Below are 24,805 nucleotides of genomic sequence, written 5' to 3'. Positions count from 1 at the left end.
CTAATTTCACAAAACGGCATTAGTCTCATCATGCAAAGAATAAGAAACAGCCAAAGGGTAAAAAACAATCTGCAAACAGTGGTACAAGTTGTTGTGCTATCAATGATTTGGTTTTTGGCGGATTTTCTAGTCAGCACTTTTCATATTCCTTTACCAGCAAATTTAACTGGCATGCTATTGCTATTAACTTTAGTGATTATGCGAGTTATAAAAGTTGATTGGTTGCGTAAGGGAGCAACTTGGTTATTGGCGGAAATGCTGTTGTTCTTTGTACCAGCGGTCATTGCGGTCGTTAACTATCAAGAGTTAATGCAACAGCAAGGGTTACGAATTATGGCGGTACTTGTCATCAGTACCATCATGGTCATTGCTATTACTGCTTGGATCGTTGATAAAATGTATCGTTTAGAGCTGATATTAGCGCGTAGAAAAAGCAACCGGGCAATACGCCTAACCAAAGTGGAGCGTTCATCATGAGCTCACTACTTACCTCAACGCTGCTTGGTATATTTTGCTTGCTGTTAACCTTGGCTTTTTACTATGGCAGCAAGTGCCTTTATCAACGTAAACGTTCTATTTTCTTAATGCCGCTGCTATTGGCCCCTATATTGTTAGTGGCTGTTGTGATGATCTTTCACATCCCTTACCAGACCTATATGGCAGAATCTCATTGGTTATTGTGGCTACTTGGTCCGGCGACAGTGGCTTTTGCTATTCCGGTCTATGACAACCGATTGTTGATCAAGCGCCACTGGCTCTCTCTATCCGTGGGAGTGATCGTATCGGTTGTGGTGGCTGTGGGGAGCACGGTTTTGTTGGCTCGTTGGTTTGAATTACCCGATATGCTTCAGCGCAGTTTAGCGATGCGCTCGATTACCACGCCTTTTGCTGTTGAGGCGACGAAGTCAATTGGTGGGCAAAGTGATCTGACTGCTCTGTTTGTGGTACTTACTGGGGTGATAGGCATGGCGGTAGGTGAAGTGGTGTTAGCGTTATTATCCATTCGCTCTGGGCTTGGTAAAGGAGCCAGTCTTGGCGCTTCCGCGCACGGTGCAGGAACGGCAAAAGCGTATCAAATTGGCAATGCTGAAGGGGTAGTGTCGAGTGTAGTGATGATGATTGCGGGCATGGTCACTGTGTTGCTTGCTCCATTTATCGGTCATCTACTTTGGTAAAGCAAAGTGCTTGAACATGGACCAATAAAAAATCCCCTCGCAAGGGGATTTTTTATGTTTAAGAGATTAGCCTTCAAGTTCAGCTAAACACATCTCTTCATAAATCTGCTTAACCCATGTGCTGACGCGCTGTTCAGTCAGCTCTGGTTGACGATCTTCATCGATGCATAAACCAATAAAGTGGCTATTGTCACCTGCAACCAAGGCTTTAGAGGCTTCGAATTCATAACCTTCAGTTGGCCAGTGGCCAATAATCGTTGCACCTTTGCTTTCGATAATGTCACGCACTGTACCCATCGCGTCACAGAAGTATTCAGCGTAGTCTTCTTGATCGCCGCAACCGAAAATAGCAACTAATTTCGTCGAGAAGTCGATCGCTTCTAATTCTGGGAAAAAATCATCCCAATCACATTGTGCTTCGCCGTAGTACCAAGTAGGGATACCCAGTAACAATAAGTCAAAATTATCAATGTCTTCTTTGCTGCTTTTCGCAATATCTTGAACGTGAACGAGCTGCTTACCCAGTTGCTTTTGAATCATTTTCGCAACGGCTTCAGTATTACCGGTATCGCTACCAAAGAAGAGGCCTACACTTGCCATAGAATCATTACCTTTAATTTGTCATTTTCTGGCGGATGAGCGTGTTCTTTACCCCAGTCCGGTACCTTCCCAACTGAGTTGGATAAGTCCTTTAAGGATAAAGCCAGCACAACCTAAAAACAGAACTAGCCATACAATACGGCGCCCAAATGGCGGTACATTACCTTGCTTAAGGACATCTTTTATTGCCATACCGATAAGGAAAAATATAGACGCAAAAAGAAGATCGAGTCCAATCGACTCAAGCATGTTCATGTAGTCGTACAGCATGGGTATCCTTTATGCCAATTTGCTTGAGCGCACTATAACACTGTTATTCGTCAAAGTTAATGCGCGCATTGGTACCTATTTCACACTTGTTGTTTCACAGTAAAGCGGCTAGCTGCCAATGAACTTCCTGATCGCTCGTAAAACTTCAACGGGCTTTTCTGCGTGTAGCCAGTGCCCTGTGTTGGCGATGACGTGCGCTTTCGCTTGGCTAAACTGCTGCTGGATCATTTCTTGGTGTTCCGGTAGTAGATAGTCAGAGTTGCTGCCTTTAACCAATAAGGTTGGAACAGAGCTACAAGGGATTGGTTCCCAGCCTAAAATATTCCAGTAATTTTTTTCAATGGCGGGAACATTAAAACGCCAGCTCATTACACCATCTTCTCGTTTAAATAACGATTTACTGAGAAATTGTCGTACGCCTTCTAGCTCAATATGTTGCGCTAAAATGGCCATGACCTCTGCTCGCGAGGTAGGCTGCTGCGCAATAACCGCGTTGAGCCCCGCCAGTACGTTGTCATGTTTCCGATGCTGATAGCTGATGGGTGCCATATCTAAAACCACCAGTTTGGCGACTTTGGATGAGGCGATGTCAGCCAGCTTCATGGCAACTTTACCACCCATTGAATGGCCAATCAGCGTGACTGAATCACAAGCTAACTCTTCGAGTAAACTAGCAACATCGAATGCCATGCTCGCGTAATCATGTTCCTCACTGTGAAATGATTGACCGTGATTGCGCAAGTCAATACTCAATACTTGGTGATCGGCTTTTAGGTCTCTTGCAAGTAAACCTAGGTTGTCTAAATTGCCGAATAAACCATGGATCAAAACAACGGTGTGACCTTCACCTTCGAGTTTGTAATTAAGAAGTGCTGACATTTTATCTTATTAGTGATTGGTTTAACGTAGAGTATCAGTGAAGATCTCGCTATAATCCCTCAGAGTTTAAACATTGAGATTGTGAAAAGCGAATGAAAACAATTGAGGTTGATGAGGATCTATACCGTTATATTGCCAGCCAAACCCAACATATTGGAGAAAGCGCGTCGGATATTTTACGCCGTTTGCTCAATGTTGACGGTAAAGTGTCTGCAGCAGCGGTCGTGCAAGTAAGTACCGAGCCCAAGGGCATTGTTGTGAGTAAAGATGCCGTACAAGAGATACAGATTGATAGCGTAAAAGAGATGCGTTCTTTGCTCATTTCTGATGAATTTTCGGCTTTGAAAAAAGCAATTGATCGTTTTATGTTGGTGCTTTCAACCTTATACCGTATCGATCCAGTAAGTTTTGCTGAAGCGACCTTAGTGAAAGGACGTAAGCGTATGTATTTTGCTGACAACGAGCAAACCTTGCTTGCTAGTGGGCAGACAACTAAGCCAAGAGCGATTCCAAACACACCATTTTGGGTCATTACCAATAACAATACTAGCCGCAAACAACAGATGATCGAGCAGCTGATGGTATTGATGAATTTCCCGAGTGACATTATTGAGAAAGTGACGCACTCAATCTGATTTGTGCCCATTCATAGATAAAAATCTGATTCAAGCCTCATACTGCGGACCACTAAGTCCGTATCATGAGGCTTTTTATTTCGTTGTTATTTTAAGAAAGGATGTCAAAAATGGCTATGCACCCACGCGCCGGACAAAAAGCACGGCAGGAAGACTTACATAATATCCCTGCGCTCGTTGCAAACTACTTTTTACTTCAACCTGATGCGGCTAACCCAGACCATAAAGTGCAATTTGGTACTTCGGGGCATCGTGGTTGCGCGGATAAATCGACATTTAACGAAAACCACATTCTTGCTATTGCTCAAGCGGTAGCAGAAGTGCGCGCTCAGCAAGGAACCACTGGGCCGATTTTTGTCGGAAAAGACACGCACGCACTCTCTGAGCCTGCTTTTTCTAGTGTACTTGAAGTACTGATCGCTAATGAAATTGAAGTGATCGTTCAACAGGATAATGGCTATACGCCAACGCCGGGTATTTCACACGCAATCTTGACTCATAACTTGAAGCACGCGCAAAAAGCTGATGGCATTGTGATCACGCCTTCTCATAATCCACCACAAGATGGCGGTATTAAATACAATCCTACCCATGGCGGCCCTGCTGAAGGGGAAATCACCCAAGCGATTGAAAACCGTGCCAATGAGATCATTGCAGAAGGCATGCAAGGCGTGAAGCGTCTGCCTATTATGTCGGCAAAGCAATCGCCGCTGTTTAAACAAGTTGATCTTGTGAAACCTTATATTGATGACTTAGTGAATGTGATTGATATGGAGGCCATCCAAAAAGCCAATCTAAAACTGGGTGTTGATCCGCTCGGTGGCAGTGGTATTGATTATTGGCGTCAAATTGGCAAAGCGTATCAGCTTGATTTAACACTGGTGAGCGAAGCGGTGGATCCGACATTCCAATTTATGTCACTCGATAAAGATGGTGTAGTGCGTATGGACTGTTCTTCTCCTTATGCAATGGCGGGGTTATTAGCGTTAAAAGATCAGTATGATCTCGCGTTTGGTAATGACCCTGACTACGACCGCCACGGCATTGTCACTCCGAAAGGTTTGATGAACCCAAACCATTTCTTAGCCGTATGCATCGATTATCTGTATCGTCACCGCAAGCAATGGCGTAAAGAAGTAGCTGTTGGTAAAACGTTAGTATCAAGTGCATTGATTGACCGTGTGGTCGCCGATCTTGGCCGTGAGCTGTGTGAAGTACCTGTCGGCTTTAAGTGGTTTGTTGATGGCTTATACAGTGGTCACTTCGGTTTTGGTGGTGAAGAGAGCGCAGGTGCGTCATTCCTGCGTAAAGACGGAACGCCTTGGTCAACGGATAAAGACGGTATTATCCTTTGCTTACTGGCGGCGGAAATCACCGCTGTCACAGGTAAAAATCCGCAGCAATATTATGAAGATCTGGCCGCGAAACATGGAGAGTCTAAATATAGTCGTATTCAAGCTGTCGCAAATGGCCCACAAAAAGCAGTGCTGAGCAAATTGTCACCAGAGATGGTCTCTGCGCAAACATTAGCGGGAGATGAGATCACAGCCCGCTTGACGCATGCTCCCGGTAATGGCGCAGCCATCGGTGGATTAAAAGTGACCACTGATTATGGCTGGTTTGCTGCTCGTCCATCAGGCACAGAAGATATTTATAAGATCTATTGTGAAAGTTTTAAGGGCGATGAGCACCTCAAGCAAATCGAAGCGGAAGCGCAACAGATTGTTAATCAAGTCTTTGCCGACGCTGGTTTGTAAGCAAACTTATCAATTAAAATAGGCGGCCAGAGGCCGCCTATTTTATATTTAGTCGTCTATTATCTTGGTTAAAGCTGAGGCCAACTGTCGGGAACGATGAACCAGAACTTTCCGCTGTCACTTTGGCAATGCACAAAACCATGCTCTTCATTTGCTGTGTAACGCGTGCAGTTTTTACCTTTCCCGCTAATCCATTGAGGCTTTTCCAGTAAGAATAACGCTTCATCTATTCGATGTGACTGGCTTTGATAACACCAAAAACCAGCAATTTGTGACGGGTTGAGTTTATAACCTAGGCATTCACTAGGAACAGGCTCATCGTGAAAAGGGTTTACATATAAGCGCCCTTGCATCAGTAAATGACGGCTAACGTCACGCCAAAGTGGGTAAGCCGCACTAAATTGGGCTGATTGGGAAAGGGTCAATTGGTGGTTCAGCATATGTTCAAGTTTGAGATCTAATCGATCTTGAGCATTGGGACCATACCACAGCCCTTGATGCAGCAGGTAAAACTTCACTGCGACTTCCCAATGCTCATAACGCTGACTGCGTTTATTTTTGATGACAAAATCTAGCGAACCTAGTGTACTTCCTGCTTCGTTCAATTGAATTTCTTCAGAAACGGCGGAATAAGTGGGGTTTAGCGTAAACAATAAAGAACATAAATGCTGGTAGAGAAAGCCTAATCTAGGGTTCCCTCTGTATTCTTCTTTCAATATCGGAACATTGGGTAAAAAAGGAGTACGCGCCGCGACCACACCCTCTTCTTGGAAAAGAGTAGGGGTTGTCGACACCCAGTGTGCCAGTGTGTTGAGGTCTATTGTCATTAATTGTTCTCGTCCTTATTTTTCGACATTCTAGCTTGAAATTGTTATAACCACGCTAATGATAAAACTCAATTTTGGAATGAAAGATGGATAATTTAAAACTTGAAGCTCTGCTCAATCAAAAGCTTAATCCTCAATTGATTAAAGACTATTGCCCTAATGGATTGCAAGTTGAAGGTCGCACTGAAATCAAAAAGATTGTGACGGGTGTGACGGCCTCGCAAGCGCTGATTGAACAAGCAATTGAACGAAATGCTGACGCTTTATTAGTGCATCATGGTTATTTTTGGAAAAGTGAGCCTGAGTCCATCCGTGGAATGAAAGGACACCGGATCCGAGCTTTGATACGAAATGATATAAATTTATACGCATATCACTTGCCGTTAGACATCCATCCAGAATTAGGCAATAACAAATTGCTAGCTGATTTGTTGTGTATTCATGTTGATGGCGGATTAGAAGGGCATCCTCAGTCGGTCGCCATGTTCGGCCATTTTGAACAAGCGTTGACAGCCGATGAGCTCAGTCAACGAATCGAGCAAGCTTTACAACGACGGCCACTGCACGTAGCTCCGAGCTCAAACAGAATCATCAAAACGGTGGGTTGGTGTACTGGTGGTGGGCAAGATTACGTCGATCTAGCGGCGCAGCACGGATTAGATGCGTTCATCTCTGGTGAAATATCAGAGCGGACTACCTACTCAGCAAGAGAGCAAAATATTCATTATTTTTCTGCAGGGCACCATGCCACAGAACGTTATGGCGTTAAGGCACTGGGAGAATGGTTAGCGAGCGAATATGGCTTTGAGGTTGAGTTTATCGATATCAATAACCCTGTGTAGCGGGTTTGTTTCTGATCAATGCATCCAATGAAAAAAGAGCGAGTGGGAATTCGCTCTTTTCTATTAATTACTATGACTGGGTTTGCTATTCGCGTTCGTGTAACGGTTTAAAGTTACGCATTTTTTGACCAGTGTAAAGTTGGCGAGGACGGCCAATTTTATTATCTGGATCACTGTGCATTTCATTCCAGTGGGCAATCCAACCGATAGTGCGAGACATTGCGAAGATAACGGTAAACATGGAGATTGGAATACCGATAGCCTTCAGAATAATGCCTGAGTAGAAATCCACGTTAGGGTAGAGTTTTTTCTCAACAAAGTATTCGTCAGAAAGCGCGATGCGCTCAAGTTCCATCGCCACATCTAACAGTGGGTCTTGAATATTCAGCTCTTTGAGCACTTCATGGCAAGCCTCACGCATTACCGTCGCTCTTGGGTCGTAGTTTTTATAAACTCGGTGACCAAAACCCATCAAGCGGAATGGATCATCCTTATCTTTTGCTCTGACGACATACTCAGGAATGTTATCAACGTTGCCTATCTCTTCTAGCATACGCAGACAGGCTTCGTTAGCACCCCCATGAGCAGGCCCCCACAAAGAGGCAATGCCAGCCGCAATACAGGCAAACGGGTTAGCACCAGAAGAACCGGCAAGGCGAACCGTTGAGGTTGACGCGTTTTGTTCATGATCGGCATGCAGTGTGAAAATTTTATCCATCGCGCGTGCAACCACAGGATTCACTTCATACTCTTCACACGGCGTTGCAAACATCATGTGTAGGAAGTTCTCGGCATAGCTTAAGTCATTACGCGGGTAGATAAATGGTTGGCCGACAGAATACTTGTAGCACATCGCCGCCAATGTTGGCATTTTTGAGAGTAGGCGGTAAGCCGCTATTTCTCGGTGTATATCATTATTAATATCAAGTGAATCATGGTAGAACGCGGCAAGCGCTCCAACCACACCACACATTACAGCCATTGGGTGAGCGTCACGGCGGAAACCGTGGAAGAAACTTGCGATTTGCTCATGAACCATAGTGTGACGCGTCACCGTATGTTTAAACTCTTCATATTGCTTACGATTAGGGGCTTCACCGTAAAGAAGAATATAACAAACTTCCAAGTAATCAGCGTTATTGGCTAATTGATCAATAGGGAAGCCGCGGTGCAGTAACACCCCTTTTTCGCCATCGATATAAGTGATTTGAGATTCACAAGATGCAGTGGCAAGAAAACCAGGGTCAAAAGTGAAGTATCCGTTGGCTCCTAGTTTACGAACGTCGATTACTTGTGGGCCTACAGTCCCATCCATAATCGGCAGCTCGATTGGCGCTTTACCTTCAATATGAAGGGTCGCTTTCTTATCTGCCATAACAATCTCCTTTGTTTATTATTTAATCCGTCCAGGATGTTTGTGTGACATTTTTTTACGTGTGTTCTTAATTAAAGTCAATTTTTCTCGTCTGATGTGTGCACTTGTTTTGATTTTTTATACATATAAAGTTAAAAATCTGTTCTGTGTAGCAAAAATTGTTACATCAATTGTATTAGAATGTTGCGAGCCGTATAGTGGCACTGAAAATTTTGGTGAACACCTTATAAATAAAAGGCTAGAAACTGTATTTCAGTATTGCATTCTGTCTTTGTTGTTAACGAAATTATTACATTTAACTGCGCGATATTGGGCTCTTTATGTTAAAATAATGTTAACTTTTGTGGGTTTTACAACCAAAATTCATTTATAACTATAAATGCTCAATGGAGCTGAGTGAGCAAGCCCGTGAAAGAAAGAAAGTCAAGACCTGTTAATTTAGATTTACAGACCATTCACTTTCCGATCAGTGCGATAGCATCCATCCTACACCGAGTGTCTGGGGTGATGATGTTCGTTGCGGTCGGAATTTTGCTGTGGTTACTCTCCCTCTCGTTAAGTTCTCCGGTAGGTTTTATGGAAGCCAGCAACATTGTGAATGGCTTTTTCGCAAAATTTATTTTATGGGGAATTTTAACAGCGCTGTCTTACCACATTGCAGGTGGTATACGCCATTTGCTGATGGACCTGGGCCACTTTGAAGAGTTGGAGTCAGGGGCTATGAGTGCTAAAATCGCCTTCATCGCAACAGCAGTGCTTTCAGTTTTAGCGGGAGTATTGGTATGGTAAAACATGTTTCTTCTTTTGGTCGTAACGGAGTGCATGATTATCTGCTGATCCGTGCTTCTGCGATCATTATGACTCTTTATACTATCTACCTAGTCAGCTTCTGTGCTTTCTCTGGTGATATCTCCTATGTCTCATGGACACAGTTTTTTGGTGGAACCTTTACCAAAGTCTTCACAATGCTGGCGTTAGTCTCTGTCCTTATCCATGGTTGGATCGGTTTATGGCAAGTATTAACGGATTACATTAAGTGTTCTAAATTGCGTGGTGGCCTGCAATTGGTCGTTATCGCAGTGCTCTTTGGATACTTCTTCTCTGGCTTATTTGTATTGTGGGGTGCGTAAGTGACTATTCCAGTTCGTGAATTTGATGCCGTAGTGATCGGCGCTGGTGGTGCTGGCATGCGTGCAGCACTGCAAATTTCAGAGCAAGGTTTATCCTGTGCTCTGCTTTCTAAAGTTTTTCCAACACGTTCTCACACGGTTTCGGCTCAAGGCGGTATTACCGTTGCCTTAGGCAACGCGCATGAGGACCACTGGGAACAACATATGTATGACACGGTAAAGGGCTCCGATTATATCGGTGACCAAGATGCTATCGAGTACATGTGTAAGAATGGTCCAGAGTCGGTGATTGAACTAGAAAAAATGGGTTTGCCTTTTTCTCGTTTTGACAATGGCACCATTTATCAGCGCCCATTTGGTGGTCAATCCAAAAATTTTGGCGGTGAACAAGCGGCTCGAACCGCTGCTGCCGCTGACCGTACTGGTCACGCACTACTTCATACCTTGTATCAACAAAACATTAAATATAAGACCACTATTTTCTCTGAGTGGTACGCACTTGATTTAGTGAAAAATGAAGAGGGTGCAGTACTTGGCTGTACCGCCTTGTGTATGGAAACAGGCGAAGTTTGTTATTTCAAATCTAAAGCCACAGTATTAGCGACTGGCGGAGCTGGCCGTATCTATGCTTCAACCACCAACGCGCACATCAATACGGGTGATGGCGTGGGCATGGCTATCCGCGCTGGCGTCCCGATGCAAGATATCGAAATGTGGCAATTCCACCCAACAGGGATTGCTGGTGCTGGCGTTCTTGTGACGGAAGGGTGTCGTGGTGAAGGTGGCTATCTTTTAAATAAAGATGGTGAACGTTTCATGGAACGTTATGCACCAAACGCGAAGGATTTGGCTGGTCGCGATGTAGTAGCCCGCTCAATGATGATTGAGATCCGTGAAGGTCGTGGTTGCGATGGTCCATGGGGTCCGCATATCAAGCTTAAACTGGATCACCTTGGCAAAGAAACTCTGGAATCTCGTCTGCCGGGCGTATGTGAGTTGTCACGTACGTTTGCTCACGTCGATCCAGTTAAAGAACCGATTCCAGTGATCCCAACTTGCCACTACATGATGGGAGGAGTACCGACTCAAGTTTCAGGTCAGGCGATTAAGCAAGATGCTAAAGGCGCTGATGTGGAAGTTCAAGGTTTGTTTGCGTGTGGTGAAATTGCATCAGTATCGGTGCATGGCGCGAACCGTTTGGGTGGTAACTCTCTACTGGATTTAGTGGTCTTTGGCCGAGCAACAGGCTTGCATTTGGGCGAAACGTTGAAAAAGCAAGCGGACGCAAAACCTGCCACAGAAGCGGACATTGAAAAATCGCTAGAACGTTACAACCGCTGGGAAAACAGTACAGGTGGTGAAGATCCCGCGCAAATTCGTAAAGATCTGCAACGTTGTATGCAAAATAACTTCTCGGTGTTCCGTGAAGGTGAAGCGATGGCTAAAGGTCTTGAAGAGCTTAAAGTGATTCGTGAACGCTTGAAGAACGCACATCTTTCAGACAAGTCAACCGAGTTCAACACTCAACGGATCGAGTGTTTAGAGCTGGAAAACTTGATGGAAACAGCATTTGCTACCGCGGTTGCTGCAAATTATCGTACCGAAAGCCGTGGAGCCCACGCTCGCTTTGACTATCCTGAACGCGATGATGCTAATTGGTTATGCCATTCAATTTACAACCCTGAGACTGAAAGCATGTCGAAGCGTAGCGTAAATATGGAACCAATTTATCGTGAAGCGTTTCCGCCTAAAGCGCGCACATACTAAGGAGAAGGCACTATTATGAAATTGAAATTCTCTTTGTATCGCTATAATCCGGATGTCGATCAAAAGCCTTACATGAAGGATTATCTGCTTGAAGTAGAAGAGGGCTCTGACATGATGTTGTTGGATGCGCTCATTTTGCTGAAAGAGCAAGACCCCACCATTGCTTTTCGTCGCTCGTGCCGTGAAGGAGTGTGTGGATCTGACGGTTTGAACATGAACGGTAAAAATGGATTAGCGTGTATCACTCCATTATCCGCGCTTTTGGCCAAAGGCACGATTGTTATTCGACCTCTGCCGGGGCTACCAGTCGTCCGTGATTTAATTGTCGATATGGCCCAGTTTTATGAAAATTACGAGAAGGTTAAACCTTACCTTGTGACTGACGGAAACTTGCCTCCGGCTCGTGAGAACTTGCAATCACCAGAAGAGCGAGCGCATTTAGACGGTTTATATGAGTGCATTATGTGCGCTTGCTGCACAACTTCATGCCCTTCTTTCTGGTGGAACCCGGATAAGTTTATCGGTCCAGCAGGTTTGTTGGCGGCTTATCGTTGGCTAATTGACAGCCGAGATACCGCAACAGATGAACGTTTATCTAATCTTGATGATGCTTTTAGCGTTTTTCGTTGCCATGGCATCATGAATTGTGTAAGTGTTTGTCCTAAGGGATTAAATCCGACGAAAGCCATTGGACATATCAAATCAATGCTTGTGAACCGTTCGGTTTAAAATGAATAAAAATTGCAGGTCTTCGGACCTGCCTTTTATAGCTCGGCATAGACCGAAGCAAACGTGAAAACTACTGGTTAAGGGAAAATATGCACAACGGCGTGATGAAGGCATGGCTCGAGTCTTCACACTTGGCTGGCGCCAATGCAACTTACGTAGAGGACCTCTACGAACTGTATCTAAGTGATCCTGATCTGGTAAGTGAGGAGTGGAAACGTGTTTTTGATGGCTTGCCTGCGCAAGCTGACAATGTGGTTGAACAGCCACATTCACGTGTCCGTGACTACTTCCGACGACTCGCGAAAGAAACAAAGCATTACAATGTCCAAGTTAGTGATCCAGATGTCGATGCTAAGCAAGTAAGAGTCTTGCAGCTGATTAATGCTTACCGTTTTCGCGGTCATGAAGCGGCTCAACTCGACCCCCTAGGTTTATGGCAACGCCCATTAGTGGCAGAATTAGACCCAGCGTTCCACAATCTTAACGAAGGTGACTTCGAAGAAACTTTCAATGTCGGCTCTTTTGCTATCGGGCAAGAGACAATGAAATTGAAAGACATTTATCAAGCCCTCAACAAAACCTATTGCGGTTCCATCGGTGCAGAATACATGCACATTATCGACACTGAACAAAAGCGTTGGATACAACAACGTCTTGAATCAGTCGTTGGTCAACCTTCTTTCAGCAAAGAAGAAAAACGAATTTTCCTTGAAGAATTGACAGCCGCAGAAGGTCTTGAGCGTTATTTAGGCGCGAAATTCCCCGGTGCTAAGCGTTTTTCTTTGGAAGGTGGTGATGCGCTCATCCCAATGATGAAAGAGTTGATCCGTCATGCTGGTAGCACAGGTATGCGTGAAGTTGTGATTGGTATGGCGCACCGTGGTCGTCTTAATATGCTCGTCAACGTCTTAGGTAAAAAACCTCAAGATCTGTTCGACGAGTTTGCGGGTAAGCATGGTGAAAGCTGGGGAACGGGTGATGTTAAATATCACCAAGGTTTCTCTGCTGACTTTGCGACACCCGGCGGTGATGTGCATCTAGCCTTAGCATTTAACCCTTCGCATCTTGAAATTGTTAACCCAGTCGTGATTGGTTCAGTTCGTGCTCGACAAGATCGATTGGGAGATGAAGACGGTTCGACAGTGCTACCTATTTCGATTCATGGTGACTCTGCTATCGCTGGCCAAGGTGTCGTTGCCGAGACATTTAACATGTCTCAAGCGCGTGGTTATTGCGTGGGAGGGACGGTACGTATTGTTATTAACAACCAAGTTGGTTTTACCACGTCAAACCCTCGTGATACACGCTCGACTATGTATTGTACTGACATCGCTAAGATGGTTCAGGCACCCATTTTTCACGTCAATTCTGATGATCCAGAAGCAGTTGCTTTCGTCACCCGCATTGCACTCGATTATCGTAATGAATTTAAGCGTGATGTCGTCATTGATCTGGTTTGTTATCGCCGTCACGGCCATAACGAAGCCGATGAGCCAAACGCAACTCAACCGCTGATGTATCAAAAGATCAAAAAGCATCCTACACCGCGTAAGCTTTATGCCGATGTTTTGATAGAGCGTGGTGAGTTTGATATCGAGATTGCCACACAGTTAGTCAACGAATATCGTGATGCTCTGGACCATGGTGAAGTCGTGGTGAAAGAGTGGCGTCCAATGGCACTGCATTCTGTTGATTGGTCACCGTATATTGGCCATGAATGGGATATGCCATGGAATAATAAAGTTGACCTTGAGCGTTTAAAAGAGCTGGGTAACCGAATTTGTCAGTATCCAGAAAGCCATAAACTGCAAAGTCGTGTGGATAAAATCTATACCGACCGACAAGCGATGGTTAATGGAGAGAAGCTTCTCGATTGGGGTATGGCTGAAACGCTGGCTTATGCAACCTTAGTTGATGATGGAAAGCGAATCCGCATTTCGGGGCAAGACTCTGGGCGTGGAACCTTCTTCCACCGTCACTCGGTATTGCATAACCAAAGTGACGCAAGTACCTATATTCCATTGGCGAATATCCATGATAAACAGGGTCCTTTTGAAGTATTGGATTCGGTTTTGTCGGAAGAAGCAGTGCTAGCTTTTGAATATGGCTACGCGACAGCGGAGCCGAGTGGTTTGACGATTTGGGAAGCTCAGTTTGGTGATTTCGCCAATGGAGCTCAAGTCGTGATTGACCAGTTCATCTCTTCCGGTGAACAAAAATGGGCGCGTTTGTGTGGTTTAACCATGCTGCTACCTCATGGTTATGAAGGGCAAGGCCCGGAACACTCATCAGCACGCCTAGAGCGTTATTTGCAACTGTGCGCCGAACAAAACATGCAAGTGGTGGTTCCCTCTACGCCAGCGCAGGTATACCACATGCTGCGTCGTCAGGTTATTCGTCCAATGCGTCGACCATTGATCGTTATGTCACCAAAATCGTTGCTGCGTCACCCACTATGTATCTCAACACTGGAAGACTTGGCTGACGGATCGTTTTTGCCGGCTATCGGCGAAGTTGACGATCTCAACCCAGCGAACGTCAAACGTGTTGTGTTCTGCTCTGGTAAGGTTTACTACGACCTGCTTGAACAGCGCCGCAATAACGAACAAGGTGATGTTGCTATCGTCCGTATTGAACAGCTATATCCATTCCCGAAAGAAGAAGTGGAAGCGGTTATCGCTCAATACACTAATGTTGTTGACTATGTATGGTGCCAAGAAGAGCCTCAAAACCAAGGTGCTTGGTACAGTAGCCAACATAACTTCCGTTCTGCCATTCCAGCCGGTGCTGATCTGAAATACGCAGGTCGCCCTGCATCAGCATCACCAGCCGTTGGTTATATGTCGGTACACTTGAAACAACAAAAAGCGTTGGTTGAAGACGCTCTGACCCTAGCTTAACGAACTAGAAGTAAAAGGAAGACACAGATTATGACAATTGAAATTCTGGTTCCAGATCTACCTGAATCAGTGGCTGATGCAACAGTCGCGACATGGCATAAAAAGCCAGGTGAAGCCGTCGCTCGTGATGAAGTACTCGTTGAGATTGAAACTGATAAAGTAATTCTTGAAGTGCCAGCGCCTGAGGCGGGTGTTCTCGAAGCCATTATCGAGCAAGAAGGTGCGACGGTGCTTTCGAAACAGTTATTGGCAAAATTGAAACCCGGTGCCGTTGCAGGTGAACCGACGAAAGATACCACCAACGATACAGAGCCGTCTCCTGATAAACGCCACAAAGCCACACTGACAGACGAAACGAATGATGCGCTTAGCCCTGCGGTACGCCGTTTACTCGCCGAGCATGGTTTGGAAGCCAGCCAAGTGAAAGGCTCTGGTGTGGGTGGACGTATCACGCGTGAAGATATTGATGCTCATCTAGCAGCCGCAAAATCAGCGTCAGCAGTTGCTTCAAGTCAACCTGAGCCTGTCGTTGCGATGGCGCGCAGTGAAAAACGTGTACCGATGACGCGTTTGCGTAAACGTGTTGCGGAGCGCCTGCTTGAGGCAAAAAATAGCACGGCGATGTTGACGACGTTTAATGAAGTTAACATGAAGCCTATCATGGATCTTCGTAAGCAATATCAAGGTCTGTTTGAAGAGAAACACGGTATTCGTTTAGGCTTTATGTCTTTCTACGTGAAAGCGGTAACAGAAGCGTTAAAGCGTTACCCAGAAGTGAATGCATCTATTGATGGCCAAGATATTGTGTATCACAGCTATTTTGATATTAGCATGGCAGTTTCAACGCCTCGTGGCTTAGTGACTCCGGTTCTTAAAGATTGCGATACGCTAAGCCTTGCCGAAATTGAGAAGGGCATCAAAGAGCTTGCACTCAAAGGAAGAGATGGCAAATTGACGGTTGAAGAACTGACTGGCGGTAATTTCACAATTACGAATGGCGGTGTGTTTGGATCGTTAATGTCAACACCGATCATCAATCCGCCGCAAGCGGCCATATTGGGCATGCACAAAATCCAAGACCGCCCAATGGCTGTGGATGGCAAAGTAGAAATTTTACCAATGATGTACCTAGCACTTTCTTACGACCACCGTTTGGTGGATGGCCGTGAGTCAGTTGGTTTCCTTGTGACAGTAAAAGAGCTACTTGAAGATCCAGCACGTCTGCTACTGGACGTGTAACCTCACTGAACGTTGTTCAGTGAATTTAAGGCTAGGCAGGCTCACGTCTAGCCTTCATTTAAGCAAAAGGCTACAAGCTATCCTCTTGGATAAATTGCAGCCGCTTAATTTGAGAAGCACCCTACAGATATATGGCGCAGCATAGCTGCCGCTTTATGGAAATAATAAATCCCCTAAGGGATAAACAAACGGAAGAACATAATGAATTTGCATGAATATCAAGCCAAACAGCTGTTTGCAGAATTCGGTTTGCCTGTACCGGAAGGTTATGCCTGTGATACTCCACAAGAAGCTTTTGAAGCGGCGGGTCGGATTAGTACAGCGAAGAAAGTTGTTAAGTGTCAAGTGCATGCAGGTGGTCGCGGTAAAGCGGGTGGCGTTGAGTTGCACGACACTAAAGATGGTGTCAAAGAGTTTGCTCAAAAATGGCTAGGTAAAAATCTGGTTACTTATCAAACGGACGCAAATGGTCAGCCAGTATCAAAAATTTTGGTCGAAGAAGCTTCTAATATCGCGAATGAGCTTTACTTAGGCGCTGTTGTTGACCGTGCGACTCGTCGTGTCGTGTTCATGGCCTCAACAGAAGGCGGCGTGGAAATTGAAAAAGTAGCGGAGGAGACTCCGGAGCTGATTCATAAAGCCGCGATTGATCCTTTGGTTGGTCCGCAAGCCTACCAAGGCCGAGAACTTGCTTTCAAACTTGGCTTGGAAGGCGACCAAATTAAGCAATTTGTGAAGATCTTTCTAGGTCTTGGCGCTATGTTTACCCAGTATGATCTTGCATTGCTAGAAATCAACCCATTAGTTGTCACCGCTGAAGGGAACTTGTTGTGCCTTGATGGCAAGATCAACATCGACTCAAACGCACTTTATCGTCAACCTAAACTTCGCGAAATGCACGATCTCTCACAAGAAGATGAGCGCGAAGCTCATGCTGCTCAGTGGGAACTGAACTATGTTGCTCTTGATGGCAATGTTGGCTGCATGGTGAACGGTGCTGGCCTTGCAATGGGCACCATGGATATTGTTAACCTTCATGGCGGCAAACCTGCAAACTTCCTTGATGTTGGTGGTGGTGCAACCAAAGAGCGTGTTGCTGAAGCGTTCAAAATCATTTTGTCTGATGACAACGTAAAAGCCGTATTGGTGAATATTTTCGGCGGTATCGTACGTTGCGATATGATTGCAGAAGGCATTATCGGCGCGGTGAAAGAAGTTGGTGTAACGGTTCCCGTAGTTGTGCGTTTGGAAGGTACAAATGCGGAATTAGGACGCGGAGTACTTGCAAATTCTGGTCTTGATATCATTGCAGCTGAGTCGTTAACGGACGCAGCTCAGAAAGTTGTTGCTGCGGCGGAGGGTAAATAATGTCGGTACTTATTAATAAAGACACCAAAGTAATCTGCCAAGGTTTCACTGGTGGTCAGGGAACTTTCCATTCCGAACAGGCGATTGCCTACGGTACACAAATGGTCGGTGGGGTTTCCCCGGGTAAAGGTGGTCAAACTCACCTTGGTCTGCCTGTATTTAATACGGTGCGTGACGCAGTGAAAGCAACGGGTGCAACGGCAACCGTTATTTATGTACCTGCACCATTTTGTAAAGACGCTATTTTAGAAGCAATTGACGCTGGTATTGAACTTATTGTGACGATCACTGAAGGTATACCGACTACCGATATGATTGACGTAAAAGTGAAGCTCGAAGAGACTGGTGTGCGTATGATTGGCCCGAACTGTCCGGGTGTGATTACACCGGATGCGTGTAAGATCGGCATCATGCCAGGCCACATTCATAAGAAAGGAAAAGTGGGTATTGTTTCTCGTTCAGGAACGCTAACTTATGAAGCCGTTAAGCAAACAACAGATGAAGGCTTTGGTCAGTCAACGTGTGTTGGTATCGGCGGTGACCCAATCCCGGGCTCTAACTTCATTGATATCTTGAAACTATTCCAAGATGATCCTGAAACTGAAGCGATTGTGATGATTGGCGAGATCGGTGGTACAGCCGAAGAAGAAGCCGCGGCATTCATTAAAGAGAATGTCACGAAACCGGTTGTGTCTTATATTGCTGGTGTGACAGCGCCTCCGGGCAAACGGATGGGCCATGCTGGTGCTATCATTTCTGGTGGTAAAGGGACAGCTGATGAGAAATTTGCAGCGCTTGAAGCCGCGGGTGTGAAAACTGTCAAAAGCCTTGCTGATATCGGAAAAGCATTGCGTGAAGTGACGGGTTGGTAATCACGCCTTCCTCAGTTTGAAGACAAACCCCGAACCTTGTTTCGGGGTTTTTACTTTAGATTCAATAGGTTTTGATACTAGCGTTTTACAAGTTGACTGCACATAAACATCGTTGTAGCCGTCACGACAACCGAAGGGCCTGCAGGTGTGTCAAAATGCCACGAGAGGATTAGCCCGCCCAGCACAGCTAAAGCGCCGACCAAAGAAGCCAATATTGCCATCTGCTCTGGGGTTTTTGTGAGTCGCCTAGCGGTCGCCGCGGGAATAATCAGCAGCGATGTCATAATCAGAGCACCAACAAATTTCATTCCTAGTGCAATCACCACCCCAATTAATAGCATTAGCAGCAAACGCATTAAATCAACGTTGATGCCCTCAACAAACGCAAGTTCTTCGTTCACTGTAGTTGAAAGTAATGGCCGCCAAAAAAGAAATAGCAGTGCACTTACTGCAATCGCTCCCCCCCAAATGAAGGCTAAATCAGTAAAACTTACCGCCAATAAATCGCCAAAGAGATAGCTCATTAAATCGATGCGAACGTTATCAAGGAAGCTTACTGCAATGAGACCAATGGATAACGAGCTGTGAGCGAGAATGCCGAGCAAAGTGTCTGTCGCCACAAGCTGCTGTTTCTGCATAGTAACCAAAATGATTGCAAGCCCAAGACAGCAAACGAGCAACGCAAAATAAAGGTTGATATCAAGCAAAAAGCCTAGCGCCAATCCCATCAGCGAGGCGTGTGCGAGGGTATCGCCAAAATAAGCCATTTTTCGCCAAACCACGAATGACCCAAGGGGACCTGCGATAACGGCAATACCAAGGCCTGCTAATATTGATGGAAGAAGAAATTCAATCATGATGGTGACCGTGTGAATGATTTGAACAGCAAGTTGCATCTCCTTTCACAGGTTGGCCTGCTAAGTCGTGATGATGCTGATGTTTGTGATGGTAAAAAGCTAAGGCTTCGCGATTGCGCGTACCAAATAAAGCGATATAGCTTGGGTGTTGAGTAATCGTTGCAGGTGAACCGAAACAGCAAACATGGTGATGAAGACAGATAACATCATCCGTTTTTGCCATCACCAGATGTAAATCGTGAGAGACCATGAAGACACCACAGCCGAAACGATGTCGTATGGCATCGATAAGATCATACAGATCAATTTGCCCTTGCACGTCAACACCTTGGGCTGGTTCATCAAGAATTAGAATACCTGGGCGCTGTAGCAATGCACGGGCGATAAGAATCCGTTGCGTTTCACCACCGGACAGCTTATGCATATCATAATCAAGAAGATGCTCGGCCCCGACTAGTCTGAGTGCGTCTAGCAACTCTTGTTGACTAAAACGTCCGGCTAAACTTAAAAATCGTTTAACGGGGAGTGGTAACGCGTCATTAAGTTTTAACTTTTGAGGAACATAACCAATTTTAAGGTTTTTTACGCGCGTCATCGTTCCGCTATGGACGGGCTGTAGCCCGAGCAATACTTTAACGAGCGTCGACTTGCCCGCACCATTAGGACCTATCAGTGTGGTAATCTTCCCTTTTTCTAGGTTGATACTGACATTGTCCAAAACACGGCGGTTGTTGAATTCGACACAAATGCCTTGCAGCTGAATTAAGTTGGACATGAATGGAACTTATTTGCAATTCGGAAGTGTTATAATGTAACATTTCGTTCCCTTTAACGCTATATACCGAATGGAAAAACCATCATGTTGCGTCAGATTATGCTCCTTCTTTGCTTAATAACATTATCGCCTTTGGCGTGGTCTACGGTCATTTTGACCAGCATCAAGCCGATTCAGATGATTACATATGAATTGACTCTCGATGTGAATGAACCAGAAGTACTACTGGGGGCAAATACCTCACCGCATGACTATGCGTTGCGCCCTTCTGATGTTAAAAAAGTCAGAGCGGCGGATTTAGTGATTTGGTATGGAAAAGACCTTGAGCCATTCTTAAGTAAGACATTAGCGAGTCACCACAACGTTTTGACCATCAGCCAAATTGATGGCCTGACACTGAGAGAGCTCAGTGGCGAACAACACGATCATGATGGGCATCGCCATGGTATGTATGACCCACATTTTTGGCTTGGAACAGATCAAGCCAAGCAAGTGGCAGCGGCGATTACCGCAAGTTTAGTGAAAAGTGATAGCGCTAATGCCGAGCAGTATAAAGTAAACTTAGTCCGCTTTTTGGCTCAATTAGACTCGACTCATCAAGCAATCATGCAGAAGATGAGCAAAATTAGTGATAAAGGATATTATGTTTTTCATGATGCATACGGTTATTTTGAACAGCAATATCATTTGAATAACCTCGGCCATTTTACCGTTAGTCCTGACAGAAAGCCGGGTGCTAAAACCCTAATCACCATTAAAAATTCAATCATTAATAATGAAGCGAAATGCGTGTTTTCAGAACCTCAGTTTACCCCGGCGGTGATTGATACTGTGACTCGTGGCACTAAGGTTAAAACGGGAGTACTTGATCCATTAGGCGCAGATATCAAAGTGAAAAGTGGCAGCTATTTTGAGCTGTTAAATCAGCTGAGCAACAATTTTTACACTTGTTTGTCTCAATAGATGTACGCTGTATTGTATGTTGTACGATCTGCACTGAAATCTAGGATAAAGATTCACAGATTGTCGCTTTCTTAGCTTCAAAAAGCCTTATCTTTGGTTAGAATGTTTTGATAATTATCGCCACGAAAAAACAGTTTGCAATTTGGCGTGATATTGATTGAGGCCCTGTCTGTTGAAAGGAAAGAACGACTATTTTAAACCTTTGCTCTGGATCTTGGGTTTTCTGACGCTTTTATTAGCGCAGGGGACACAAGCTCTAGACAAAGCACCTTCTATCTTCTATCCATTGCCAGCTCAGGCTCAAGGGAAAATTTTTGCCGCACAAAATTTGTTTTTAGGTGAAGAAGGGGGAATTTGGATACACGATGTGCATGGCAAAGTGGTTTTCTTTGATGGACAAAACATCCTTCCCCGGCGTGGCTCAGTGCTTTCACAAGAGAGCGAAAATATTACCTATCTTAATAACGCTTTTTGGACGTTCATTGATAATGAACTTTATCGAACTTATCCCGCACAAGATCGCGAATTAGTATTTAGCTTAACGCCTGGAATCATCATAAAAAAAATAGGTTCGTCAGGTAATTTCATCTGGTTAGCCGATGAGACGCACTTTTATACATACCATGCGCAAACCCACAAGTTAGTTACTTATTCTTTTAAAGAAATGTATCAATTAAATCAAGCTAGTCGATTGATCGTTAATGATGCGAAGTTTGTGCTTTCTAAATGGGTATTAGCCACTAATGCTGGAGTCTATCTGTCAGATGGAGAGAGTTTTTCTCACGTGCTCAGCTCTGGTAAAAACTTCATTGAGAAACTCTATTTTTCCGAGAAACGTAGAGAACTTGTGATTGGAACGCTCAATGGTGGGCTGATTATTGATGTCGAGGACCCAAAGCGCCAACAAAAGTTGGTTGGAGATTCCCATGTATTATCTGTTGCTGAGACAGATCAAGAATATTGGATTGGTACTGAAGATGGATTATTTGTTCATTCGTTTTTGACAGGTAAAACCGTCAAGTTAGAAAGTAATGACCAAGACAATAATGGGTTACCAGGCAATAAAATTTATTCATTGGTCAATGACTTACAAGGTGGGATTTGGATCGCAACGGATAAAGGTATTCGTTACTTTTCTCTGTTTGGACAAAAATTTAAGCGCCATTCCATTGCACAGCTCAACAATAATCCCATAACAAAAATTGTGACAAGGTCAGATAATAAAGGGTATTTGTTTTTAACTCGACAAGGGTTGTACCAAGTCGATGCTGAAGATTGGCAAGAGCCTAAACTTATTTTCCCTGGAGAAGTGCATGATGTCGCTCAAATAGATGATCATTCTCTATGGATAGCTACACATACAGGCATCGTTATTTATCACTTGCAGACAAAAAAGATGATAGAAACGAGCGTTTTACCTCTGAAGCTGCGTTCGAATGATACTAAACATCTTGAATTTGATCATGAAGGACTGTTGTGGGGAGCAACAGGTAACCATTTGTGGTCATATCAGTTGGCCGATAACTCGCTAACCGATTTCGGTTCTGAATGGTTTGTTGATGCATTTTTGCCTGCAAAAATAATAAAACTTAAGTCAACTCGGCGAGGGGTATTTATCGGCACTGACCATGGTGTTTATCTTTTTGACAAAGGCAAAATTGTTTTTCTCCGAGCGACTAGTCATTATGGACAAAGCATTGATATATTTGAGAGTAGCAAGGGTGATGTTTGGTTTGCTAGTGCTTATGGCGTCTTTGTTTTGGCACATGATCGTAGTGATATTCGATCTATTGATATGGTTGAAGAGAATATTAGCCCCAAATGTTTAACTGAAACGGGCAACGGTATTTGGCTGACTTCCTCACAAGGAATCTCGCTCTACAATCCTATGGGTGAGATGGTAAAGCATTTTGGTGATCCACACGGATTGATGAATAATGAATTTAAAAGTGGAGTTTGCGAATCAAGTATTATCAATAACCAACAGCAGTTGCTGCTAGGTTCCCGTTTTGGCTTAGTGACAGCATGGTCCTCTGAACTCACGGTTGCTACCCCTCCTAATACCAATATTATCTTTAGCCAAGTGAATGTCGATCACATTCCTGTCATGTTCGGTCGTGGTCGTTTTCAGACACTAGAATTGGAATATGGAAGTTCGATAAGCTTTTTGTTTGGTGCATTGCCAGAATCGATAGCCTTATCATTGGAGTATCGTATTGCAGGGGATAAGGAGTGGCAGAGATTAGAAAGCGCTCAGTTGACACTTGATCACCTGTTACCTGGACACTATCGTTTGCTAGTGAGAAATTACAGTCCAAATCCGCAAAACAGTATGATAAACAGTCTATCATTTATTGTGGATAACCCGTGGTATTGGTCTTCATGGGCTATTGTTCTTTACCTTTGCCTTTCTATAGGCCTTATTGCTTTTGCTTCATGGTGGCGTTCTCGTTGGGTTACCAAAGTAAACCGAAAGTTAAAAGCTCAGGTGGCCTTGAAAACGGATCAACTACGGCATCAAAGCAAAATTGTTTTGACTAATAACCAGCAGTTGCGCAAGCAATTACAAATTCGCCATATCGTTGTTGAACAGATGTTAGATTCTATTACTCCTACATTAAATCAGCTGATTTATCGCTCCCAACTCCATCAACTCGCGCGACTTGAGTCTTTAGCTTTAAAAGTAAAACGTGAACTGGCGTTACTTCGTAACGTAAGAAATGATAAAACAGCGACTCAGTTGCTCTACGACCTATCGATAATCTTGAACTCTTGTGTGGACGGATGGCGTGAAGAGTTCGCGAAAGCGAATATTTCGTTGGCGGTGAACAATGAGCTTAAACAAACTTATATTGAATCTGCCCATTTTAACCTAGACATCATTTTCAATACGCTACTGTCTGATGCGGTAAAACGTCTTTATAGAAATCAAGAGCTACAAATTCATTGTTATGAAAGGGAGAAAAGACTGTTTATTGTGATGATTGACTGTGGCGATCAGGTGCAATCCATCAATAGTGATAAGCGTATCTCTGGTTTTGAACTAGAGGAGATGCAACTGTTAGTACAGCGCAGTGGTGGGGAAATACATATTTTTTCATCGCCAGAACGAAATTTAGTTGAGCTTTCTTGGCCATCAGTTGAGCTTGTGAGTGATGCACCTGAAATGATCGTCGTAGAGGAGCATTCAGAGGACAAGTTTATTGATGTAACGGAAAAAGAGTGGCTTAAAAAAGTCGAAAAATTGGTACACAATCACTATTCAGATCCTGAATTTAGTACCTCTAGTGCGGCCAAATCACTCTTCGTATCGGAGCGTAGTTTGCAGCGTCGTTTTAAAGCGATCACCAATAAAACATTCAAAGAGTATCTAAATGAGATCCGCTTAGAGAAAGCGTGCCAATATTTGCTCGCAGGAGGAAAAGTCGCCCAAGTCGCTTTTGATTGTGGGTTTAATGATCCGTCTTATTTCAGCCAAAGATTTAAACATCACTTCGGTTTATCGCCAACCCAATTTGTTGATGATAACGAGTAATACCGCCCCTGATAATAGTGATAACTTTCCTACTTGAAGACTTGAAGACTTGAAGACTTGAAGTTGCAGCGATGTTCGCGACATTCAGTCACCCTAATCACAAAGCTTATTCAGGTGTGTGGAGATGAACTCACTTTCCGCCGACCTGCAATCAAGCTGTATCTCCCTTCTTGATTAGATTGGCTGCTGTGTTAGCTACGCATATTTGTCTATGCTTGCGTAGATACACTCATTAATACTCAAAGTCGTAATATCAATTTATTTTGGGAATAGCACTTACTCAATAAACAGGCTGGGTCGGTGATTGTGT

At 44.4% G+C, this 24,805-nt stretch carries 22 protein-coding genes; 15 read left to right on the top strand and 7 right to left on the bottom strand.

The features are described 5' to 3' along the window. Nucleotides 1-30: 30 nt before the first annotated feature. The gene (locus AACV32_RS00560; protein ID WP_170895557.1) at nucleotides 31-477 is read left to right on the top strand and encodes a CidA/LrgA family protein; all 447 of its coding nucleotides are present in this window, start codon (nucleotides 31-33) and stop codon (nucleotides 475-477) included. Continuing rightward, entirely contained in the window at nucleotides 474-1,175 is a 702-nt protein-coding gene (locus tag AACV32_RS00555; protein WP_170895556.1) for an LrgB family protein, read from the top strand. Before AACV32_RS00560 ends, AACV32_RS00555 begins: the two co-directional genes overlap by 4 nt. A 66-nt stretch (nucleotides 1,176-1,241) precedes the next feature. On the opposite strand, the gene fldA is transcribed toward AACV32_RS00555, so the two are convergent. The 3 genes from fldA to AACV32_RS00540 all read right to left on the bottom strand — a co-directional run bounded on the left by fldA (nucleotide 1,242) and on the right by AACV32_RS00540 (nucleotide 2,924). Then, a complete protein-coding gene (gene fldA / locus AACV32_RS00550) occupies nucleotides 1,242-1,775 on the bottom strand; it encodes a flavodoxin FldA (protein ID WP_013856340.1) in 534 nt (177 codons plus the stop codon). A 48-nt stretch (nucleotides 1,776-1,823) separates the two neighbouring features. Next, a complete protein-coding gene (locus tag AACV32_RS00545) occupies nucleotides 1,824-2,045 on the bottom strand; it encodes a DUF2788 domain-containing protein (RefSeq protein WP_010318683.1) in 222 nt (73 codons plus the stop codon). Nucleotides 2,046-2,153: 108 nt separating this feature from the next. After that, entirely contained in the window at nucleotides 2,154-2,924 is a 771-nt protein-coding gene (locus tag AACV32_RS00540) for an alpha/beta fold hydrolase (RefSeq protein ID WP_170895555.1), read from the bottom strand. 92 nt (nucleotides 2,925-3,016) lie between these two features. Between AACV32_RS00540 and seqA the strand changes: the two genes are divergently transcribed. Then, nucleotides 3,017-3,559, top strand: a complete 543-nt coding sequence (gene seqA, locus AACV32_RS00535; protein ID WP_170895554.1) for a replication initiation negative regulator SeqA — start codon at nucleotides 3,017-3,019, stop codon at nucleotides 3,557-3,559. Nucleotides 3,560-3,669: 110 nt separating this feature from the next. Beyond that, nucleotides 3,670-5,316, top strand: coding sequence for a phosphoglucomutase (alpha-D-glucose-1,6-bisphosphate-dependent) (gene pgm, locus AACV32_RS00530; RefSeq protein ID WP_026028060.1), 1,647 nt, complete (start codon nucleotides 3,670-3,672; stop codon nucleotides 5,314-5,316). Between the two features lie 68 nt (nucleotides 5,317-5,384). On the opposite strand, the gene AACV32_RS00525 is transcribed toward pgm, so the two are convergent. Further along, complete coding sequence (locus tag AACV32_RS00525) at nucleotides 5,385-6,143, bottom strand: DUF1853 family protein (RefSeq protein WP_170895553.1); 759 nt, start codon at nucleotides 6,141-6,143, stop codon at nucleotides 5,385-5,387. Between the two features lie 86 nt (nucleotides 6,144-6,229). Here AACV32_RS00525 and AACV32_RS00520 point away from each other — a divergent pair, with 86 nt between their 5' ends. Further along, complete coding sequence (locus AACV32_RS00520) at nucleotides 6,230-6,985, top strand: Nif3-like dinuclear metal center hexameric protein (protein ID WP_170895552.1); 756 nt, start codon at nucleotides 6,230-6,232, stop codon at nucleotides 6,983-6,985. Nucleotides 6,986-7,070: 85 nt separating this feature from the next. Here the strand turns inward: AACV32_RS00520 and AACV32_RS00515 are convergent, their stop codons facing one another. Further along, on the bottom strand, nucleotides 7,071-8,360 hold the full coding sequence (locus tag AACV32_RS00515) for a citrate synthase (protein ID WP_017042719.1): 1,290 nt from the start codon (nucleotides 8,358-8,360) through the stop codon (nucleotides 7,071-7,073). A gap of 396 nt (nucleotides 8,361-8,756) precedes the next feature. On the opposite strand from AACV32_RS00515, the gene sdhC reads away from it, so the two are divergent. From sdhC to sucD, 8 genes are all read left to right on the top strand, one after another. Continuing rightward, nucleotides 8,757-9,149, top strand: a complete 393-nt coding sequence (sdhC, locus tag AACV32_RS00510; RefSeq protein WP_170895551.1) for a succinate dehydrogenase cytochrome b556 subunit — start codon at nucleotides 8,757-8,759, stop codon at nucleotides 9,147-9,149. Continuing rightward, nucleotides 9,143-9,490: a succinate dehydrogenase, hydrophobic membrane anchor protein gene (sdhD, locus tag AACV32_RS00505; protein WP_010318675.1), complete on the top strand. Its 348-nt coding sequence runs from the start codon at nucleotides 9,143-9,145 to the stop codon at nucleotides 9,488-9,490. Before sdhC ends, sdhD begins: the two co-directional genes overlap by 7 nt. Beyond that, a complete protein-coding gene (sdhA, locus tag AACV32_RS00500) occupies nucleotides 9,491-11,257 on the top strand; it encodes a succinate dehydrogenase flavoprotein subunit (RefSeq protein WP_013856347.1) in 1,767 nt (588 codons plus the stop codon). It begins immediately after the preceding gene. A gap of 15 nt (nucleotides 11,258-11,272) precedes the next feature. Then, nucleotides 11,273-11,986 (top strand): succinate dehydrogenase iron-sulfur subunit, encoded by a 714-nt coding sequence (locus tag AACV32_RS00495; protein WP_013856348.1) that lies wholly within the window; start codon nucleotides 11,273-11,275, stop codon nucleotides 11,984-11,986. Between the two features lie 89 nt (nucleotides 11,987-12,075). Then, nucleotides 12,076-14,886 (top strand): 2-oxoglutarate dehydrogenase E1 component, encoded by a 2,811-nt coding sequence (gene sucA / locus AACV32_RS00490; protein WP_064625759.1) that lies wholly within the window; start codon nucleotides 12,076-12,078, stop codon nucleotides 14,884-14,886. 30 nt (nucleotides 14,887-14,916) lie between these two features. Then, entirely contained in the window at nucleotides 14,917-16,125 is a 1,209-nt protein-coding gene (gene odhB / locus AACV32_RS00485) for a 2-oxoglutarate dehydrogenase complex dihydrolipoyllysine-residue succinyltransferase (RefSeq protein ID WP_013856350.1), read from the top strand. Nucleotides 16,126-16,326: 201 nt separating this feature from the next. After that, the gene (gene sucC, locus AACV32_RS00480; RefSeq protein ID WP_017045227.1) at nucleotides 16,327-17,493 is read left to right on the top strand and encodes an ADP-forming succinate--CoA ligase subunit beta; all 1,167 of its coding nucleotides are present in this window, start codon (nucleotides 16,327-16,329) and stop codon (nucleotides 17,491-17,493) included. After that, a complete protein-coding gene (gene sucD / locus AACV32_RS00475; RefSeq protein ID WP_013856352.1) occupies nucleotides 17,493-18,365 on the top strand; it encodes a succinate--CoA ligase subunit alpha in 873 nt (290 codons plus the stop codon). Before sucC ends, sucD begins: the two co-directional genes overlap by 1 nt. 77 nt (nucleotides 18,366-18,442) lie before the next feature. Here the strand turns inward: sucD and znuB are convergent, their stop codons facing one another. Beyond that, nucleotides 18,443-19,222: a zinc ABC transporter permease subunit ZnuB gene (znuB, locus tag AACV32_RS00470; RefSeq protein WP_170895550.1), complete on the bottom strand. Its 780-nt coding sequence runs from the start codon at nucleotides 19,220-19,222 to the stop codon at nucleotides 18,443-18,445. After that, nucleotides 19,215-19,997 carry a zinc ABC transporter ATP-binding protein ZnuC gene (gene znuC / locus AACV32_RS00465; protein ID WP_017049130.1) on the bottom strand — a complete coding sequence of 261 codons (783 nt, stop codon included), beginning with the start codon at nucleotides 19,995-19,997 and terminating at the stop codon, nucleotides 19,215-19,217. The genes znuB and znuC overlap by 8 nt, the downstream gene beginning before the upstream one ends. Nucleotides 19,998-20,081: 84 nt before the next feature. Here znuC and znuA point away from each other — a divergent pair, with 84 nt between their 5' ends. Together znuA and AACV32_RS00455 are read left to right on the top strand one after the other, a co-directional pair. Then, entirely contained in the window at nucleotides 20,082-20,960 is an 879-nt protein-coding gene (znuA, locus tag AACV32_RS00460) for a zinc ABC transporter substrate-binding protein ZnuA (protein ID WP_170895549.1), read from the top strand. 172 nt (nucleotides 20,961-21,132) lie between these two features. Then, nucleotides 21,133-24,495 (top strand): AraC family transcriptional regulator, encoded by a 3,363-nt coding sequence (locus AACV32_RS00455; protein ID WP_017049128.1) that lies wholly within the window; start codon nucleotides 21,133-21,135, stop codon nucleotides 24,493-24,495. Nucleotides 24,496-24,805: the final 310 nt, after the last annotated feature.

Source organism: Vibrio sp. B7 (genome assembly GCF_963888765.1).
In the GTDB taxonomy this organism is placed as follows: Bacteria; Pseudomonadota; Gammaproteobacteria; order Enterobacterales; family Vibrionaceae; genus Vibrio; species Vibrio anguillarum.
The sequence above is the reverse complement of the archived record's forward strand: the minus strand, read 5'-3'. Positions and strand labels throughout refer to the sequence as shown.

What these genes read in the sequence shown, in the direction of transcription:
- AACV32_RS00520 (WP_170895552.1), top strand. Translation starts at nt 6,230, where the DNA reads ATGGATAATTTAAAACTTGAAGCTCTGCTCAATCAAAAGCTTAATCCT.
- seqA (WP_170895554.1), top strand. Translation starts at nt 3,017, where the DNA reads ATGAAAACAATTGAGGTTGATGAGGATCTATACCGTTATATTGCCAGC.
- AACV32_RS00515 (WP_017042719.1), bottom strand. Translation starts at nt 8,360, where the DNA reads ATGGCAGATAAGAAAGCGACCCTTCATATTGAAGGTAAAGCGCCAATC.
- sucD (WP_013856352.1), top strand. Translation starts at nt 17,493, where the DNA reads ATGTCGGTACTTATTAATAAAGACACCAAAGTAATCTGCCAAGGTTTC.
- sucA (WP_064625759.1), top strand. Translation starts at nt 12,076, where the DNA reads ATGCACAACGGCGTGATGAAGGCATGGCTCGAGTCTTCACACTTGGCT.
- fldA (WP_013856340.1), bottom strand. Translation starts at nt 1,775, where the DNA reads ATGGCAAGTGTAGGCCTCTTCTTTGGTAGCGATACCGGTAATACTGAA.
- pgm (WP_026028060.1), top strand. Translation starts at nt 3,670, where the DNA reads ATGGCTATGCACCCACGCGCCGGACAAAAAGCACGGCAGGAAGACTTA.
- AACV32_RS00525 (WP_170895553.1), bottom strand. Translation starts at nt 6,143, where the DNA reads ATGACAATAGACCTCAACACACTGGCACACTGGGTGTCGACAACCCCT.
- AACV32_RS00555 (WP_170895556.1), top strand. Translation starts at nt 474, where the DNA reads ATGAGCTCACTACTTACCTCAACGCTGCTTGGTATATTTTGCTTGCTG.
- AACV32_RS00495 (WP_013856348.1), top strand. Translation starts at nt 11,273, where the DNA reads ATGAAATTGAAATTCTCTTTGTATCGCTATAATCCGGATGTCGATCAA.
- znuC (WP_017049130.1), bottom strand. Translation starts at nt 19,997, where the DNA reads ATGTCCAACTTAATTCAGCTGCAAGGCATTTGTGTCGAATTCAACAAC.
- sucC (WP_017045227.1), top strand. Translation starts at nt 16,327, where the DNA reads ATGAATTTGCATGAATATCAAGCCAAACAGCTGTTTGCAGAATTCGGT.
- AACV32_RS00540 (WP_170895555.1), bottom strand. Translation starts at nt 2,924, where the DNA reads ATGTCAGCACTTCTTAATTACAAACTCGAAGGTGAAGGTCACACCGTT.
- sdhD (WP_010318675.1), top strand. Translation starts at nt 9,143, where the DNA reads ATGGTAAAACATGTTTCTTCTTTTGGTCGTAACGGAGTGCATGATTAT.
- znuA (WP_170895549.1), top strand. Translation starts at nt 20,082, where the DNA reads ATGTTGCGTCAGATTATGCTCCTTCTTTGCTTAATAACATTATCGCCT.
- AACV32_RS00560 (WP_170895557.1), top strand. Translation starts at nt 31, where the DNA reads ATGCAAAGAATAAGAAACAGCCAAAGGGTAAAAAACAATCTGCAAACA.
- odhB (WP_013856350.1), top strand. Translation starts at nt 14,917, where the DNA reads ATGACAATTGAAATTCTGGTTCCAGATCTACCTGAATCAGTGGCTGAT.
- znuB (WP_170895550.1), bottom strand. Translation starts at nt 19,222, where the DNA reads ATGATTGAATTTCTTCTTCCATCAATATTAGCAGGCCTTGGTATTGCC.
- AACV32_RS00545 (WP_010318683.1), bottom strand. Translation starts at nt 2,045, where the DNA reads ATGCTGTACGACTACATGAACATGCTTGAGTCGATTGGACTCGATCTT.